19 protein-coding genes are annotated in these 18362 nt (G+C 31.1%); 4 read left to right on the top strand and 15 right to left on the bottom strand.

What is annotated here, in order from left to right:
• The 7 genes from N5D90_RS12565 to udk form a co-directional block, all read right to left on the bottom strand.
• On the bottom strand, positions 1 to 2178 hold the full coding sequence (locus N5D90_RS12565; RefSeq protein ID WP_280062670.1) for an FUSC family membrane protein: 2178 nt from the start codon (positions 2176 to 2178) through the stop codon (positions 1 to 3).
• Positions 2179 to 2240: 62 nt separating this feature from the next.
• Complete coding sequence (locus N5D90_RS12560; RefSeq protein ID WP_280062669.1) at positions 2241 to 3407, bottom strand: THUMP-like domain-containing protein; 1167 nt, start codon at positions 3405 to 3407, stop codon at positions 2241 to 2243.
• A gap of 4 nt (positions 3408 to 3411) precedes the next feature.
• Positions 3412 to 3825 (bottom strand): RDD family protein, encoded by a 414-nt coding sequence (locus tag N5D90_RS12555; protein WP_280062668.1) that lies wholly within the window; start codon positions 3823 to 3825, stop codon positions 3412 to 3414.
• Between the two features lie 34 nt (positions 3826 to 3859).
• Positions 3860 to 4132, bottom strand: a complete 273-nt coding sequence (locus N5D90_RS12550; RefSeq protein ID WP_280062666.1) for a hypothetical protein — start codon at positions 4130 to 4132, stop codon at positions 3860 to 3862.
• Between the two features lie 7 nt (positions 4133 to 4139).
• Complete coding sequence (locus tag N5D90_RS12545) at positions 4140 to 5414, bottom strand: methylmalonyl-CoA mutase family protein (RefSeq protein WP_280062664.1); 1275 nt, start codon at positions 5412 to 5414, stop codon at positions 4140 to 4142.
• Positions 5407 to 5796: a septum formation initiator family protein gene (locus N5D90_RS12540; RefSeq protein ID WP_280062663.1), complete on the bottom strand. Its 390-nt coding sequence runs from the start codon at positions 5794 to 5796 to the stop codon at positions 5407 to 5409. The genes N5D90_RS12545 and N5D90_RS12540 overlap by 8 nt, the downstream gene beginning before the upstream one ends.
• Positions 5796 to 6464 (bottom strand): uridine kinase, encoded by a 669-nt coding sequence (gene udk / locus N5D90_RS12535; protein ID WP_280062662.1) that lies wholly within the window; start codon positions 6462 to 6464, stop codon positions 5796 to 5798. The genes N5D90_RS12540 and udk overlap by 1 nt, the downstream gene beginning before the upstream one ends.
• Positions 6465 to 6803: 339 nt before the next feature.
• Between udk and N5D90_RS12530 the strand changes: the two genes are divergently transcribed.
• On the top strand, positions 6804 to 7409 hold the full coding sequence (locus N5D90_RS12530; protein ID WP_280062661.1) for a DUF4126 domain-containing protein: 606 nt from the start codon (positions 6804 to 6806) through the stop codon (positions 7407 to 7409).
• Between the two features lie 73 nt (positions 7410 to 7482).
• On the opposite strand, the gene N5D90_RS12525 is transcribed toward N5D90_RS12530, so the two are convergent.
• From N5D90_RS12525 to N5D90_RS12490, 8 genes are all read right to left on the bottom strand, one after another.
• Positions 7483 to 8184: a formyltransferase family protein gene (locus tag N5D90_RS12525; protein ID WP_280062660.1), complete on the bottom strand. Its 702-nt coding sequence runs from the start codon at positions 8182 to 8184 to the stop codon at positions 7483 to 7485.
• A 4-nt stretch (positions 8185 to 8188) separates the two neighbouring features.
• The gene (locus N5D90_RS12520; protein ID WP_280062658.1) at positions 8189 to 9043 is read right to left on the bottom strand and encodes a BadF/BadG/BcrA/BcrD ATPase family protein; all 855 of its coding nucleotides are present in this window, start codon (positions 9041 to 9043) and stop codon (positions 8189 to 8191) included.
• Between the two features lie 101 nt (positions 9044 to 9144).
• Positions 9145 to 9627, bottom strand: coding sequence for a DUF4625 domain-containing protein (locus tag N5D90_RS12515; RefSeq protein ID WP_280062657.1), 483 nt, complete (start codon positions 9625 to 9627; stop codon positions 9145 to 9147).
• A 52-nt stretch (positions 9628 to 9679) separates the two neighbouring features.
• Positions 9680 to 9997: a hypothetical protein gene (locus tag N5D90_RS12510; protein ID WP_280062655.1), complete on the bottom strand. Its 318-nt coding sequence runs from the start codon at positions 9995 to 9997 to the stop codon at positions 9680 to 9682.
• Between the two features lie 7 nt (positions 9998 to 10004).
• A complete protein-coding gene (locus N5D90_RS12505) occupies positions 10005 to 12389 on the bottom strand; it encodes a TonB-dependent receptor domain-containing protein (RefSeq protein ID WP_280062654.1) in 2385 nt (794 codons plus the stop codon).
• 51 nt (positions 12390 to 12440) lie between these two features.
• Positions 12441 to 12752, bottom strand: a complete 312-nt coding sequence (locus N5D90_RS12500; protein ID WP_280062653.1) for a hypothetical protein — start codon at positions 12750 to 12752, stop codon at positions 12441 to 12443.
• Between the two features lie 21 nt (positions 12753 to 12773).
• Positions 12774 to 13415 (bottom strand): hypothetical protein, encoded by a 642-nt coding sequence (locus N5D90_RS12495; RefSeq protein WP_180904712.1) that lies wholly within the window; start codon positions 13413 to 13415, stop codon positions 12774 to 12776.
• A complete protein-coding gene (locus N5D90_RS12490) occupies positions 13415 to 13915 on the bottom strand; it encodes an RNA polymerase sigma factor (protein WP_038337221.1) in 501 nt (166 codons plus the stop codon). Before N5D90_RS12490 ends, N5D90_RS12495 begins: the two co-directional genes overlap by 1 nt.
• Before the next feature lie 326 nt (positions 13916 to 14241).
• Between N5D90_RS12490 and N5D90_RS12485 the strand changes: the two genes are divergently transcribed.
• The 3 genes from N5D90_RS12485 to N5D90_RS12475 are packed head-to-tail and all read left to right on the top strand — an operon-like array spanning position 14242 to position 17795.
• Positions 14242 to 14934 carry a succinate dehydrogenase cytochrome b subunit gene (locus N5D90_RS12485; protein ID WP_280062652.1) on the top strand — a complete coding sequence of 231 codons (693 nt, stop codon included), beginning with the start codon at positions 14242 to 14244 and terminating at the stop codon, positions 14932 to 14934.
• Between the two features lie 17 nt (positions 14935 to 14951).
• Positions 14952 to 16964: a fumarate reductase/succinate dehydrogenase flavoprotein subunit gene (locus N5D90_RS12480; RefSeq protein ID WP_135836184.1), complete on the top strand. Its 2013-nt coding sequence runs from the start codon at positions 14952 to 14954 to the stop codon at positions 16962 to 16964.
• A 60-nt stretch (positions 16965 to 17024) separates the two neighbouring features.
• Positions 17025 to 17795 (top strand): succinate dehydrogenase/fumarate reductase iron-sulfur subunit, encoded by a 771-nt coding sequence (locus tag N5D90_RS12475; protein WP_038337216.1) that lies wholly within the window; start codon positions 17025 to 17027, stop codon positions 17793 to 17795.
• The last annotated feature ends 567 nt before the right edge of the window (positions 17796 to 18362 follow it).

The raw sequence follows: 18362 nt of genomic DNA, 5'->3' as shown, positions 1-18362 counted from the left end.
TTATTCTTTTAACGGTTGTTCTTTCACAAAAACGTGACCAACTTTTGTAAAATCGTAAGCAATCTCGTACAAATACTCTAACAAATCTTCAATCAGTTCAGAATCATTTTGCAAAGCCTCTGTTTCAATTTCTGTATAAACAACAGTTTTTTCTCTAAACTCTATTGTTTTTGGTAAATTTTCTGTTTCATATTCACCGTAAAGCCGAATATTTTGTAACAATAATTGCAAAATTTTCTTCATCAATCGAGTGTGTTCTGAAGTTAAAATGACCGAATTATTTTTCTTTAAAATTTTAACTAAACCAACTGAATATGAGACAAATGATTGATTGAAAATAGTGAATTTATTCAGTTCATTAGCATTTTCTTGTTTTCCTTTCGGTTCAGAAATGACACGCTGAAAAACTGAATTAATATTTGCCATTGCAATAAAAACATCTTTTCTAGCTAATTTATAATCAGTTGTAGAAACTTCGTTGTCGGCTAATTTTTTAAAAACCAAATAAATAAACTCATAATTTGCAATCAATGCTTTTTGAATATATTCGTTCATATTATTTTTTTCCCAAGTTGGTAAAATCAAGTAACTCGAAATAAACGCCATAAATCCTCCAACAAGTGTGTCAATAAAACGTTCTTGAATTATATACAATGAATCTTTTTGCGAATAAAAACTAAACGAAATAAGAATATACGCGGTTAAGTAAAATGTACCAATTGCATATTTGTGACGAATAAAAGTGTACGCCATCAGCATGAAAATAAGCATTAAAGCAAATCGGATACTGTGTTGAGGAATTATCAATAATATTAAAACCCCAACTAATCCACCGCCAATTGTTCCTTTCAAACGCTGAAAGTTTCGTTTTTTTGTTACACTAAAACCAGGTTTTAAAATTACTAAAACTGTCATCAAAATCCAGTAACTATGATAAGTCATCGGAATAATAAACGTGACACCATAAGCTAATAACATTACAATTGATGCACGAATTGCATGTCTAAAAATTGAAGATTTTAGATTCAGATGATCTTTTAATTTTCGTAAAGAATAATCAACTGTAGGTTCAAAATGTTCGGCATGATCCAGTGGATTTTTCTTTTTTTCTGTGAATGAATCATCATAGAAAAATTTATGGATAAACTCTATTTTATAAACAATTTGCTTTAAATTGATGTAAATTTTAGATAAAACGATTGGTTTTTGTCCTTCTGCATATAATTCTTTGATAGCATCATCAATCTTTTTCAACTCAACTTCAAAGTCAAAAGTAGGTTGTTTAGGACGTTTGTTCGAGTTAATATGATAAGCAATCATTTTAAGCTCATGCGCTAATTTATTCATTAAATTATAGATTTTGCGCATTGCTTTTGTATCACCGTAAACTTCTCGAATTTTCACATAATCGTATTGATTTGCTGTTACATTTTCAAATATATCCACCAAATCAGAAAAAATAAACACAATCGAACGCCCAATTGGTGTCAGGTCTTTTACCAATTTTTTGTTCGAAAAAACTAATTCACGAACTAAACTTTGTTTTTCGTTAATTACAACATGTTCATCGATTAATTTTTTGATAATATCATCGTAATTAGAGTCTTTATCAAACATAGAAGCCTTGATTCGAATGTATTCAGAAATATGAATCATTGTATCAGCTAAGTTTTGCTGCGCCATACGATAAGGACGAAAGGTACTAATAGCTAGGCTAAAAATAGTGTACCAAGCTGCTCCAGCAGTCACAAAAAGTGCAATATGAAGAGGACTTAACTCATGTCGTAAATCATTCATATTCATTACCATTGACATCATAATGACCATTCCAAGCGCACTTGTACGTTGTCCCCAAACGGTTAACATGTTAGAAAAGAATACGATAAGTGTTAAACAAATACCTAGAAATATTGGGTAACTGTTAATCGTTTTGGTGAAATATGAAACAAGGAAAATCAAGAGCACGGAAAGCCACATCAGGTTTCGGCGTTCTTTAAATGGACCAGGTGTATCCGTCATGTGTGCTAAAACTGCACCAAGACTTATCGTTACACCGGCATATAAATCGCCAAACAAGCTGGCTACGATAGGCGGAATGATAATCGCTAAAGAAGTTTTTAAGCCATCTGAAAGCGCTTCTCCGTAGATAAAGTTTTCAATTTTATTGATGATTTTCAAGTGTAATTTTTTAAGGTTGAAAATTGTTGTATAAAATTAACACAACTTTTTTCGAAACCCAACTAAACTCGTGAAGTTTTTAGAATATGAAAACCATCAATGCTTTGAGTAAAAATTAAAGTTGTTGTACCACCATCAATAATTTTGAATTTTTTCTTGATAACGTCTATTGGCTGATTGTAATTTTTGACTAATAAATTCGCTTTTGTTTTTAGAATTTCTTTTTTTTGATTTTTAATTTCTTCTTCAATCAAGTAAATTTTTCCAGGAAAATTCTCTAAAAGTTCATTCGAAGTATACAAATGAGTATTCTGATGAAGTTTATGAAGATTGAATTTTTCGCTCAATAATTTGAAAGCACCAGTTTTTAGAATCGCAACATTTGGTTCGTAAATATAACGTTGAATTCCTCCAAAACTTGCATTCGCACTATATTCTTCTTCAAAATGAAAAGAAAATTCGGATTGATTATATTCTAAATTAACAGCTTTTATCAAAGGGTTTTTTGTTGAAGAATTTTTATCTAAAATGATTAGAAAATCTTTCACTTCATTTTTTAATGCAACAATGTGTATTTCAAAAATTGAATCAATTTGTTGTAGGGTAGAAGTGATGTCTAATAAAGGCGAAAGCTTGATGATAATTTTCTCTGTTTTTTCGGAAAAAGTTGGAATCCATTCTAAAATATTTGGCTCTAAATCTTCCAAAATAAATTTTCTTCCGCTCGAATTTCTTCTTGCTGGATCGAGATAAATAACATCAAATTTTAATGTAGGATTTTCTTCAAAAAAAGACTGAAAAGTTCCTGTATAGGTTTCTAAATTTGGCGCTAAAATTTTAGCATTATGTTGTACAATCTCACTCAATTCAGGATTTTGTTCGATGTGATATACTTTGTCAAAATTCTTTGCAAAAGCCATGGTATCAATTCCAAAACCTGCGGTTAAATCAATCAAATTTTTTCCTTTAACTAAAGTTGATTTATAATTTGCTGTGGCTTCTGAACTTGCTTGTTCCAAATTAATTGAAGGCGGAAAATAAATATTTTCTGTCGAATAAAGTGTTGGAAATTTATGTTTTGAAACTTGAATTCCTTTCAATTGTTGTGCAATTTCAGCAGAAGAAATTTCTTCAAACAACGATTTTTTCAAACCTATAGATTTGATGTCTTCATGTTCGATTATTTTCAGATAATCTTGAAATTCTTTTGTTAAAATAGTTGGATTCAAATTGTTATTTTTTAATCATTTTAGTATTTGCTACAATATCACCTAAACGTTGACTTTCTTTAGAGTTATTTATAATTAAAATTCCAATTAATCCACTGAAAATAAAATAATCAATAGGATCGAAAAGATGACGAATAAAAGATTGTGAAAAACTAATTGGTTTTTCTGTTTTAGCATTTACAGGTTGCAAATTTAGGATTAAATGACCTAAAGTTCCATGAAAAATAACTTCAATCATAACAAAATAAATAAACCAAAAGATAAAAATAGGCAAAGTATTTATTCCGTTTACATTATAACTTCCGTCATTTGCTAAAGTTCCAAATTTATAAATATAAAGCGCTGTAATGATTATAAATAGTGCGTAATCAATAAATCCCGCTATAAGTCGTTGAAAAATGTATTTATTAGATTTCATAATTTTTAAGAAGTTTTATCAAAGCAAAATGAAGTTAATCTTGTTCAGCAGAAGTAACTTCGATATACGATAAATTATTTTCTAAGGAAATATTAAAACCTTCTTCAATATCGTTGTAATAAATCATATAATTCTTGATTTTACCTACTATCCAAAAATAATCTTCATTGCTATAAGAAGGAACTTGTCTTTTTTCTGGAACTATTTTTATAGAATTCCAAAAACACAAAACTTCAGTATCCATCACAGCTACTGAAGTTTCGATTATATTGTTGAGTTCTTTTAATGAAATTGGCATCCAATTCATGCAAAAACTATTTTTTTTCCTCTTTTTCTGCCAAACGAGTTGGAACAATTGGAACAAAAAGTGCTTGTTTTACCACTTTTTCTTTTGGCGATTTCTCAATCACATCCGCAGGATTTCTAAATTTGTTAACACCAATTAATTTAATAGTTTGCTCATCAAAATCTTTTTGCTCTTTTTTCGCGCTTGTGTAAACAAAATCTTGAATAGTTTCATTTTGTAAAGCTTTTACAAAACCGCCTACATTTTGTATCGTTTTGAACAATTCTAACGCATTTTCAGCCATTTGATTTGTCAAACTTTCGATGTAGAAAGAACCAGCAGCAGGATCAGCAAATTGATTCAAATAAGATTCTTTTTGCAACAATAATTGTTGTTTTGCGGCTAATTCTAACCCAAAATCAGACTCTTTATTTACTTCATCATATGATCCAACAAAAACAGCATCGCTTGAACCGAAAATAGCCGAAGAAGCTTCTATTGTAGAGCGAATAACGTTGTTGTAAATATCTAATTTAGATTTATTGCGATCTGATGTTGAAGTGAAAATAAATGCTTCACTTTCTTTGTTATATTGCTCCAAAATCATTTTCCATAAAAAGCGGAATGCTCTTAATTTTGCAACTTCGAAGAAATAATTACTTCCAACAGCGAATTTAAAATAGATTTTGTCCGCAATATCAGCTCCAAAATTTTCTAAATATTCTACAGCATGCGCAAGTGTTATCGCGATTTGTTGAACATGATTTGCACCAGCATTTTGATAAACATCTCCTTGAATTGAAATTACTTTTTCGAAATTTTTCAACGCTAAAGATTCTTTCACAACTTCTTTTGATGCTTTTTCTGAATCATTTTGCCAAAGTCCATTCTGAGCCAAATATCCATAAATATCTAAATCTAAATATTTCAGATTTGGAAGATTTTCAAGCGATTTTAAATCAGAAGTTCCATCATATTTAATGAATAAATCCAAATAATTAGGAAGTTCTAATGAAGGATTAACTTGATTTTGATCAATCAAATATCCATACAAAAAGCTGTAATCTTGGTTTTTATTTCCTGTATATTTCGAAATAATTTTCCAATCTTTTGACGATTTTGGTAAAGGTTGCACAGCCGAATAATCGACGTCATCCTTTGTATATAATGGTTTTACATTTATTTGATCGTTCGTTCCCCAAACCAAGGTTTCATTATATTCTAAACCTTTTAGCTCGACTTGAACTTTATTTTTCCATTCTTTTTCAGAAATAGAATCAAAATTTTCAAATAACTTACTCATTTTCTTTATTTTGTGGCTTCGTAACTTTTTCTTGCTGAATGATAAAAATATCTTCATCATCTTTTTTCAAGAAATGCTTTTCTCTTGCAATTCTTTCAATTTCAGCAGGATTACTATTTAGTTGATTTAATTTTTCAGATTCAGTATCCAAGTGTTCTTGGTAATATTGTTCATCAACTTCTAATAATTTGATTTGTTTATCCAACTCGCGATGTACGAAAAAAGAATTTTGATCGAAAAAAATCATCCAAACAGCAAACGCAACCGTTAGAACAAAGTAACGATTCCAAACAAATTTGAATACACGTGTATCCTTAATTTTTCTTTTCGGTACTTCTGGTGTAAATTCTTCGTCAAAGATTTCTTCCGATTTTTCTTTCATTATACAGTAGTTTTCGAGTTGAGTTTTTCTTTAATTACAGTTGATAAAACTTTGATTGCGACAGAATTTTTCTTTTTCATATTCGGAATAATAATGTCTGCATAATTTTTAGATGGTTCAATAAATTGCTGATGCATAGGCTTTAACGTTTTTTGGTAACGCGTTAAAACTTCATCCAAATCGCGCCCACGTTCTTGGATATCACGACGTACACGACGAATTAAACGCTCATCAGAATCTGCATGAACAAAGATTTTTACATCAAATAAATCGCGTAAATCTGCATCAGTCAATACCAAAATTCCCTCTACAATAATAACCGATTGTGGATGCGTTAAAATTGTTTCTTCCTTGCGACTATGCGTAATAAACGAGTAGACAGGTTGTTCGATTGATACGCCATTTTTCAATAAAGCGACATGTTCTTTTAGCAATTCGAAATCAATTGATCTTGGATGATCAAAATTGATTTTAGAACGTTCATCAAAAGATAATTCAGGATGATCTTTATAATAATTATCTTGAGAAATAACGATAACGCTTTCTGCATTAAGATCTCTTAAAATATTATTTACAACAGTTGTTTTTCCCGAACCTGTTCCTCCTGCAATTCCTATTACCAGCATTTTTGTTTTATTATTTTTTTTAATTTCGTTTGATGTTTCCATTGCAAGAGTTCTCGTAAAATTTCCTTAAAGATAAAATTTTCTTATCAGAAATTAAAATAAAAAGAAATTGATTCTTGCAAAATTTTAAATGTTGTCGTGAAGAAGTTTTGGTTGATTGATTTTGAGAAAAGAAATAATTATCAATGCATTTAAAAAATGATTGATTTATTATTCGATTATTTAGATGTAGCTCAAACATTTAGGTTTATTTACACAAAAAAAGTACTTTGCAGTACTTGGTTTCTCTTAATCGGATGCAAAGGAAAGAAAAAATTATAAAAACTTTATCTTTTTTATCATTATATTTATAAAATCAGAACTATTATAAAATACTAAACTATGAACGATTTAATCTCAATGTCTACTATTTTTTCGTTATTTCTCGGAATAGGATTAGCCGCTGCTGCTGGTTTTCGGATTTTTCTTCCCTTATTTGTATTAAGTTTAGCTGTCAAATTTGGAGGAAGTTTTATTAATCTCGACGAAAGTTGGATGTGGGTTGGGAGTACTCCGGCTCTTATAACACTTGGAGTAGCGATGTTAGTAGAAATTGGAGCTTATTATATTCCAATTATTGATAATTTGTTGGATACGATTGCCGTTCCTTTAGCTGGAATTGCAGGAACAATAGCGGTTGGAATTACGATGCCAGAAATGAACGAAGTTGCAACTTGGGCTTTGGCGATTATAGCCGGAGGAGGAACTGCGGCTACGATTAGCGGTACAACTGCGGCTGCAAGAGCTGTTTCGACCACCATAACTGCGGGAGCTGGAAATTTTTTGGTTAATACAGGAGAAACGTTTAGTTCTATTGTATTAAGTATTACGGCAATTGTATTGGCTCCTTTGGCATTTATTTTTGTACTGATTATTTTATATGTGTGTTATAGAGCGTATAAAAGTGTCAGAAAAAAAGGTGATCAGTTATTGGCGGAAGAATTGTGAAAGAGTGAACAATTATATTTAACAAAAAAGCTAACCAATTGGTTAGCTTTTTAATTTTTTTTCTAAAAAATATTTAATCCCTTTTATATTTTTCTTTGTATGTTTCAAATGATTGCATCAAATTTTCTTCGATAGCTTTTGGCATTCTGCGCGTAGCCTCAAATTCATTTGATGAAAGTGATTTGAATTCTGAAAGTGTTGGAATCAATTCAATCGAATTAACTAACATTTCAATTTCTGTTTCATATTGACGATTAGCCAATGAATGAAATGTATCATTTCCATAAACAGGAACATATTGTTGTTCAATCAAAAAACCAGCGTCAGCTTCTGTGTCTACAAAATGAGTTGTAACACCAATTTCGACTCCTTTTGTGATTGCCCATTTTAATGAATCTAAACCTCTCGTCAAAGGTAAAAAACCTGGATGCGTATTGATAATTTTATGATTTTCAACCAATTCATCTGGTAATAATCCTGCTCCTGCAATAATCACATATTCAGCTTTATAATCGTTTAATTGATCATTCAACGTTTCAGCAGTTGTCAAATCAAAATCATAACCAAAATTATTACAATAATCATCTAAATTTACTTGAATAGCTTTACTTGGACGATGTTGATAAATTGGTTTGAACGGATTTTCCCTTTGTATAAAAGGTAATGCAAATATTTTTACATTTTGATAACCTTTAGCTTTTAATCCGTGTAAAACATTTTGCGTTTTGCGATGAGGAGTATTGTAAGAAATTACCGCTATTTTTGGCTGATTCATCAATTTACTTAATCAAATACTTTTTGTGATAATCAACAACATTATCAATTGGCTTTCTAATAATATGACCAACTGTTAAGTGATATTCTGCCGCCACTGAACGAATAACATCTTCGTAAATATGAGCAATTGAACCAATGAAATTTAATTCAGAATGACGAGCTTCTTCGTAAGGCATAATTTGATATTCGATAAAAGAAGACATTGCATCATAAATAATTTTCTGAATAAATGGATCATTTTTATGTTCAACAACAAATTTATTGAAAGATGCTAAATATGTGTTTGCAAATTTATTTTGATACACATTTTTATTCAATTCTTCTACAGATAATTTATAATAATCATCAAAAGCTTTGGCTAAATGTGGAGGCATTTTTTTTGTATAGAAAGCTCGTAATACACGTTTTCCTAAGTCATTTCCAGAACCTTCGTCACCTAAGATATAAGCCAAAGATTTTGTTTCTTCGCGCATTGTTGTTCCATCGAAATAACAAGAATTAGACCCTGTTCCTAAGATACAAACCATTGCAGGTTTTCCCATATAAGTTGCGTAACAAGCAGCTAATAAATCATGGTCTACGACAAATTCTGCATTTGTAAAGAAATTCTCTAAACCTTCTTTAACAACAGCATGCATTGCTTCGCTGGAAGTTCCTGCACCATAAAAAAAGACTTTTGTAAAATCATTTGCAACAGGTGCAAAATCTTCATTTTTTTGTAATTCAGTCGTAATATCTTCTGATGTTACAAAATACGGATTAAATCCGATTGTACTTGTTCTAAAAACTTCATTAAGGTCGCTATCTAAAATTACCCAATCCGTTTTAGTAGAACCGCTATCTGCTATTGCAATCATTTTTTTGTTTTGATATAATTGAGGAGTGCTAAAATAACATTCTTTTAACAATGCGCATAAAAAAAAGCCTGAAATTTCAGGCTTTTTATATAAAAAAATAATTAATGATCGTGGCTATGGTCAACTATATCGATTTCGATGTATGTTTCGGATTGATTTCCTGCTTTATCAATTAGAATTAATCCTAAATGATATGCACCATCTACAATACCTTCTTGAGGAATTGCAACTTTATAATTGTATGCATATTCCTTTTTACCTGAAGGAATTGCTTCTTCTTTGGTAAATTCCCATTGAGTATTTGTAGAACTCGACGCTTCTTGCAAACTAGCAGAACGATGGTTATGAGTATGTCCATCTCCTGCATAATGAATATCAATTTTTACAGCTCCCAACTCAATATTATCTTTCAAGATAGCTTCAATATTAATCTCGTCACCTAAATGTAAATGAGCTTCATCTTTTGGTGAAATTAAATTAATTTCTGGTTTTGTTGTATCTAATGAAGAATCGTCTGATGAACAAGATGTAATAAATAATGCTGATAATGTTATAAATGAATATTTTAAAATTGAATTTTTCATTGTTTTAATTTTTTTGAATTGAATGTTATTTTTTAAGATTTTGGTTGATTTATTAATAAACAAAATCTTGAGGCGGACCTCGAGTAAAATGATATTCAATTGTAGAAAGTTTAATTTTTTCTACTTGTTCAAAACTTTCTTTTCTGTAAAATTCTTCGTTTTGTTCTCCTTCAATTTTTGGATCATCATGCGTGTCAATAAAGACAGAATAGAATGTAAAGTGATTACATTGATGATGAATAATTTCTTTCTTTTGATTCGAAAAATCTTGTGAATGATCAATTAAAGAAAAATGTAATTGATTAAAAATTGGAATCGAAAAAAGAATAATACTAAAGAAAAGTCCAAAAATAGGATGTCTCTTTTTCATGTACCAACTATTTTCCGAACGGAATTCCTAACATAACTTGTATGTTTCGAGCTTGTTCTGGTAATTGTAATGCACGATAAAAACTGGTGTGATTGTAATAGTTTTTATTGAATAAATTAGAAACCTGAACACTTAAATTTGCACTAAAATTATTGAATTTAAGTTTCGTTTTTCCTCCAATTCCAACCAAGAAATAACTTGGAGTAATATCTTCGTTTTGGGCGATTTTATCTTGCTCAAATGTATATTTTCCATTTGCAAAAAAGCTCAAACCTTCTAAAAATGCAATATTTTGATTGATTTTATAATTAATTTGTCCAAATAAATTATTTGCAGGCGTGAAAGGAAGATAATTTCCGAATTTTTTATTTTCCGTGATTTGTCGATTGTATAAATATTCGTACACAAGATTTGCATCAAAATTTTCGTTGATTTTCTTACGAACTTCAAATTCAAAACCAGTCAACAATGCTTTGCTTTGCGTATATTGATAAATTTGTCCACCATGAGGAAGAATCGAAAATTGTCCCGAAGGTTTCAAGAAAATATAATTGCTGAAATAATATAAATAAGGACTTAGCGAAATATCCCAATCATTTTTGTGAAAAACAGATTTGAAATCTACTGCAATTCCTTTTTCTACATCAAGATTTTCGTCACCTCTTTCATGTCTAAAACTGCCGTGATGAATTCCGTTAGAACCCAATTCTATAGCGGTTGGTAAACGAAAATTTGTTCCAACATTTAAATTGAAATCCCATAAATCATTTGGTTGAAAAGTTGCACCAATCATTCCGTTTAAATTACTGAAATTACGATCGATTGATTTGCTACGATTTGCATAATAATCTGCAATTCCTTCAGAATTTCCTTTTTCAATCAAATAATTATACAAAAAATCATCAAAATAACCTTCTGATTTGAATGTTGAATAATCATAACGTAAACCAGCTGTAACTTTCCACGTATTTCCTTTTTTGAATTCTTCAATCAAAAATCCGCTAAAAATATTTCGATCATATTTTGGTAATAAATAATTGTAACCCGCAATATTATTGGCTTGCAATTGTGCTTGAGCACCGATTATTGTTTTGAAATTTTTGCTATGATTATGTTCAAATTTTAATTGAGAATCGTAAGTAGAAAGATTGAAATCTAATTCTAAATCAGGATTTTTTGTTGGAGCGGGTTGATTCGCATAATGAGTGTGAAACGAACTAACTTCTTGGCGACGATTGTTTTGATAACTTGCCAAAAATTTTAAAACATCTTTTGAATTTAAACGAAATTCATTTTCGGAAATCACTTTAAAATGATTAACTTTTTGATAAGGAAATTCTATATTTCTATAATTTCCATCATCTTGAAGCCTATCTACAGAAGGAATTCCGTGCGAACCAGGAAAAAAACCAATTTTTTGATTAACATTAGAAACAGTCAAAATTGAACGAAATTTTTCACCAATATAACCTGTTTGTATTTCAGCATTCAAATCTTGTCCAGCCGTATTTTTTACACGTTTATTGTAAATTGGTAAATAGCGATTCAAGTAATAAATGCGATCGGTAGTTGTTCTATAATCTGCATAATCAGAATACGAACCTTTTATTTTATAGAAAAAATGATCGTTTCGAGATTTCAAATTAAATCCAATTCCGTAATTATCATTAATCGATTGATACAATGCTTTTGCTTCTCCAGAAAGTGAATGTTTTGCTGGTAAATTGTTATTGTTAATCTTGATAACTCCAGCAATAGCCTCATTTCCGTACTCCAAAGCAGCAGGGCCTTTTATCACTTCGACATCTTCAACATTTAGTGCATCAATCTCCAAACCATGATCGGCTCCCCATTGTTGTCCTTCTTGTTTTACACCATTTTCAGCAACAATTAATCGATTGAAACCAAGTCCACGAATAATTGGTTTTGAAGCTGATGATCCAATTCCTGAAGCATTGACACCTGCAATATTTTCGAGCGATTTTGCTAACGATCCTGCATAATTTTCTTGAATATAAGATTGATCGACACGTTCTACATTAGCTGTTGAAAAATCGTGATGATGGCCTAAAACAGTAACTTCATCTAAATTGTACGATTTGTGAAAAGTAAGTGTAAAAACAAATTTTTGTTGTGAATCAAACGTAATATTTTGAGAAAAAGGTTCGTAACCTTGCTCATCAATTTGAATTTGATAATTTCCTTTGTTTAAGTTTTCGATTCTAAATTTTCCTTCGGCATTTGTGTGATATTCTTCGTTGTTGAAATATACAGTTGCGAAAGGAATTGGTTTTTGATTTTTATCTATAATTTGACCTTCGAAAATGTTTTGTGCAAACACAGTTCCGCACAATAATGTAGCAGCAATGCTCCATTTTATGTTGATTGACATAAATACAATAATTTAATAACGTTAAAAAAATAAGGTGGTTTTTTCTTGAAATTAAATTGCGTAGGGTGGTGCTCGAAGACTTTTTTGAGTAAGTAATACTGCTTGTTTTACACGAGTTGTGTAAAGCGTTTTATCTTTTTGGATAAATGATTGAGACCATTCGAATAACTCGATTTCTGAATCATTTTCGATAAAATGTTGATTGAAATGACAAATTGTACAGCTGTGATCATGTACGTTAGAGAATTTATCTTTCAACTCTTTATGCTCTTTACTTAGAGCATGATCCAATATATGCGCAGACTGATACACTGTCATAAACAGTGAAATTGTAAGCATAATATATTGGATAAATTTTTTCATTTCGGTTACAAAAATAAGATTTTATTTCATTTCTTTCAACTCTTTCATGTTTTGTTGAAGTTTTCTTAAAAATAAAAAATAAATAATTCCATAATAAACCGTTCCTATAATCACAATAAAAGCAACAGCAGTTATTATTGCAATCCAACCATAAACAGCAGCATTATTCGCAATTGGTTGTATATCATTGGCATGTTTTGCTAAATAAATAGATTGACCTAATTCGTAATAGAATGGGGCAGAGGAAACAATTAAACTCAAAACGGTGAAAAGAATAAACAAGTTCACCAATCGACGAAATGAAATAATGTTTTTCATCAAATCGACAACAGATTGATTAAGATCTATTTTCTTGAAATAACGATAAGCCATTACCAAAAATCCAAACGTAATCACAATACTAAAAACGGAAGCGATTTCGTAATTATTAATCGTTTTTTCTTCGACTAATGTTTTGACTTCATTATTAAAGAAGTTTTTTCCTGAAATTAAAACATATAAATTGTAGACAAGAAAAAGGATAAATTCGCAAAAAGTGAATATAAATAACCATTTTATTGTTGTTGATGATTTTTTCTTCAACATTTGAAAAATTTGATTTTGATCAAACTTTTCTTCTTCCTTTATGGAACCCCAAATTGATTTTAAGTCATCTAACTCCATTATTGTTCCATTTTAGACATTATTTCTTTTAATTTTATCTTCACTCTGTTCATCTTTACTCGTGCATTTACTTCCGAAATTCCTAAAGTTTCGGCAATGTCTTTGTAAGGTAAGTCTTCCAAAAATAGCAGTACCAATGCACGTTCTACGTCGTTTAATAATCTAATTGCCGCGTATAAAAGTGTGATACGCTCTTCTAAAAATTCGTCTTTGTCGTCTGATTTTAAGTTTAAAAATTGAGCTTCATTAAAATCAGTTTCACTGGATTTTGTTTTTTTTCTGATTAATGTAATTGCTGTGTTTAAGCTAACACGATACATCCACGTACTAAATTTTGAATCTCCCTTGAAGGAATCGTAAGAACGCCATAATTGCAATACAATTTCCTGAAATAAATCGTCATGAGAATCCTTGTCGTCTGTGTAAATACGACAAACCTTATGGATAATTCCCTGATTTTTCTCGACTAATTCGGTAAATATTTTTGCTTTATTATTCAAACTATTATTCTGTTGCTCTTTATTTGTAGTAAAAAAAAGAATAATGTTACAACTAAAAAAATAAAAAATCCTCTTATAGAAATATAAGAGGATTAACCTAACTAACTTAAACCTATGAAAAGTTGTTCTACTTTTCTACTGCAAGTATAGAAATTAATTATTTATTAAGCAATAAAAATTTAGAAAAATTGTTAAAAATGTCTTAATTAACTAAGAATGATTCTAAACTATTGAAATCTGTTAACGAAATGATATAATTCATTGTGATTAGAGCAATGGGATGATTAAATTTGTGGAAATATCTAAAAAATTAAACGAATTGCTTTATGGCAAATGAATCATTACTAAAATCGTCGATTGGTAAGAAGTTCGCGATGGCGCTTTCAGCGTTATTTTTGATCGTGTTCTTGTTACAACATTTCGTGATTAATGCATTATCTGTTATTAATCCGAATGGGTTCAATGAAGTTTCGGCTTTCATGAGTGATAACCCTTTTATCCAATATTTAATGCAGCCTATTTTATTAATTGGTGTTGTATACCACTTTGTAATGGGGTTTGTATTAGAAGCGCAAAACAAGAAAGCGCGTGGACCAGTTGCTTACCAAAAGTATAATGGTGCTGCAAATGCTTCTTGGATGTCAAGAAACATGTTAGTTTCTGGATCTGTAATTTTAGTTTTCTTATTATTACACTTGTATGACTTTTGGGTTCCTACAATTACTGATCACTACATTGCTCCAAATCCTGAGTTTGCTCAAGGAAATTACTTTATGGATCACTTAAACCACGTTTTCACATTAGAAGGTGCTTTAGGTTTTGTAAGATTAGTAATTTACATTGTTGCATTTGTATTTTTATCATTACACTTACAACATGGATTTGCATCTGCATTCCAATCTATTGGTGCAAGACACAACAAATACACTCCAGTAATTGTTGCTTTCGGGAAATGGTATTCAATTTTAATTCCAGCAGGTTTCATTATCATCGCTGTTTACCATTTTTTTGTTAAATAATTAAATAATATCAAGAAATGAGTATATTAGATTCAAAATCTCCACAAGGAGATATCGCACAACAATGGAGCGAACACAAAGCACACTTAAACTTAGTGGCTCCAAATAACCGTGATAAAATTGATGTTATTGTTGTAGGTACTGGTTTAGCTGGTGGTTCTGCAGCTGCTACTTTAGCAGAGTTAGGATACAAAGTAAAAGCTTTCTGTTACCAAGATTCACCACGTCGTGCGCACTCTATTGCTGCACAAGGGGGGATTAATGCTGCTAAAAATTATAAAGGAGATAACGACTCTATCTACCGTTTATTTTATGATACAATCAAAGGTGGTGATTACCGTGCTCGTGAGTCTAACGTTTATCGTTTAGCAGAGGTTTCTGGTAATATTATCGACCAATGTGTAATGCAAGGGGTTCCTTTTGCACGTGATTACGGTGGGTTATTAGATAACCGTTCTTTTGGTGGGGTACAAGTATCTCGTACTTTCTATGCGAAAGGTCAAACAGGACAACAATTATTATTAGGAGCTTATTCAGCAATGAATCAGCAAATCCACTTAGGGCACATCCAAATGTACAACCGTCACGAAATGTTAGACATTGTACTTGTAGATGGTAAAGCTCGTGGTATTATCGCTCGTAATTTAATTACTGGTGAAATCGAAAGACATTCTGCTCACGCAGTAGTTATTGCTACTGGTGGTTACGGAAACGTATATTTCTTATCTTCTAATGCAATGGGTTCTAATGTAACTTCTGCATGGAAAATTCACAAAAAAGGTGCTTATTTTGCTAACCCTTGTTATGTACAAATTCACCCAACTTGTATTCCAATCCACGGAACAAATCAATCTAAATTGACTTTAATGTCTGAATCTTTACGTAACTCTGGTCGTATCTGGGTTCCTAAAAAGAAAGAAGACGCTGAAGCAATCCGTGCTGGTAAGAAAAAAGCAGTTGATATCAAAGAAGAAGACAGAGATTACTACTTAGAAAGACGTTATCCTGCATTCGGTAACTTAGTTCCTCGTGACGTTGCATCTCGTGCTGCAAAAGAGCGTTGTGATGCTGGTTATGGTATCGAAGCTAATGAAACTGGAGAAGGAGTTTACTTAGATTTTACAGATGAGATTAAGAAAAAAGGTCGTGAGGTTGCTTTCGCAAACGGAGATCAAAATCCATCAGATGCTGAAATCGAGAAATTAGGTAAAAAATGGATTGAGGAGAAATATGGAAACTTGTTCCAAATGTATTGGAAAATTACAGATGAGAATCCGTACGAAAATCCAATGCGTATCTATCCTGCAATTCACTATACAATGGGTGGTGTTTGGGTTGATTACAACTTACAATCAACAATTCCAGGATGTTTCGTAGCTGGAGAGGCTAACTTCTCTGATCACGGAGCTAACCGTTTAGGAGCTTCTGCATTAATGCAAGGTTTAGCAGATGGTTATTTTGTATTGCCTTATACAATTGCAGATTATTTATCAGCAGATATTCGTACAGGTAAAATTCCTACAAATACGCCAGAATTTGACGAAGCTGAAAAAGCTGTTAAAGATCAAATTCAACATTTCTTAAGCAATAAAGGAACTAAAACTGTAGATAGTTTCCACAAACGTTTAGGAATCATTATGTGGAATAAAGTAGGTATGGCTCGTAACGCTGAAGGTTTAAAAGAAGCGATTGCTGAAATTGCTGCTTTACGTGAAGAATTCTACCGCGATGTAAAAGTTCCTGGTGATGCTAACGAAATGAATACTGAGTTAGAAAAAGCTGGACGTGTAGCTGACTTCTTAGAATTAGGACAGTTAATGGCAATTGATGCACTTAACCGTAATGAGTCTTGTGGTGGTCACTTCCGTGAGGAGTACCAAACAGAAGAAGGTGAAGCAATGCGTGATGATGCAAACTATACTTATGTTGCCGCTTGGGAATATAAAGGTGATGACATCAACACAGAGGTTTTACACAAAGAGGAATTAAATTACAAATATATCGAGCTTAAAACTCGTAGTTATAAATAATAAAATCATTTTGCTTGATAACAAACCTTCAAGCAAAATGTCAAAATATCATATAGAATTATGGCATCATCAAAAACAATCAGCATCACGCTGAAAATTTGGCGTCAAAAAAACGCTAATGCTCAAGGAAAAATGGAAACATATTCCTTAAAAGATGTTTCTACTGATTCTTCTTTCTTAGAAATGCTTGATTTATTAAACGAGCAATTAATAGAGGAAGGAAAAGAGCCAGTTGCATTCGACCACGACTGTCGTGAAGGTATTTGTGGTATGTGTTCTTTATTCATCAATGGTGAAGCACACGGACCAGATAGAGGTGTTACAACTTGTCAATTACATATGCGTATGTTCAAAGATGGTGAAACGATTTACATCGAACCATGGAGATCTGCTGCATTCCCAGTAATCAAAGATTTAATTGTAGACCGTTCATCTTTCGACCGTATCCAACAAGCTGGTGGTTACATTTCTGTAAACACATCAGGACGTACAGTAGATGCAAACAACATTCCAGTAAACAAAATGCATGCAGATGAAGCGTTTGATGCTGCAACATGTATTGGTTGTGGAGCTTGTGTTGCAACTTGTAAAAATGGATCTGCAATGTTATTCGTAGGAGCTAAAGTTTCTCAATTCGCATTGTTACCACAAGGACAAGTAGAAGCAGCTCGTCGTGCACAAAAAATGGTTGCTCAAATGGATTTAGAAGGTTTTGGTAACTGTACAAATACAGGAGCTTGTGAAATCGAATGTCCAAAAGGAATTTCGTTAGATAACATCGCACGTATGAACCGTGAGTATTTATCTGCAAAAATTGTATCACAAGAATAATAAAATTCTGATATATATTAAAAGAGCGACATATTTGTCGCTCTTTTTTTGTATAATAATTGCATAAAAAAAGGATTTCAATTTCTTGAAATCCTTCCCAATGTCAAATTCTTTCTTCTGAATAAGTCCATTGTAACTTGTTCTTTTTAAATGATTATAAAAAAAGAATTTTTATAAATAGAACAAATATCTATTGTAAATAATAAATGAAATGTACTCATGTTTGATTATTAACCAAGTGCAAAAATGCAGAAACTATGAGTAAAATCGATTTAAAAAGAACGTCTGGAGAAAAAAGGATTTCAATTTCTTGAAATCCTTCCCGAAATTTTTGATAATGATTTGAATTAATTTTCACCTTATTATGAAAATTCTCTGTCGGCTTAAAAATTTCGTTATTTTGTGGAAAAACAACTATTAATTTTAATGTTCTGTTTCATAACAACTAAAGTATTTTGAAGTCCTGAACGAATAATTATTAATTCCTTGATGTAAAATTAATGACAAAAATCATGTTTTGCAAATTATTTCAGACTAACTTTAAAAGTTTAACACATCAATAAATCT

Origin of the sequence: Empedobacter sp. GD03797, assembly GCF_029842105.1 — a bacterium.
Lineage (GTDB): Bacteria > Bacteroidota > Bacteroidia > Flavobacteriales > Weeksellaceae > Empedobacter > Empedobacter falsenii_C.
The sequence above is the reverse complement of the archived record's forward strand: the minus strand, read 5'-3'. Positions and strand labels throughout refer to the sequence as shown.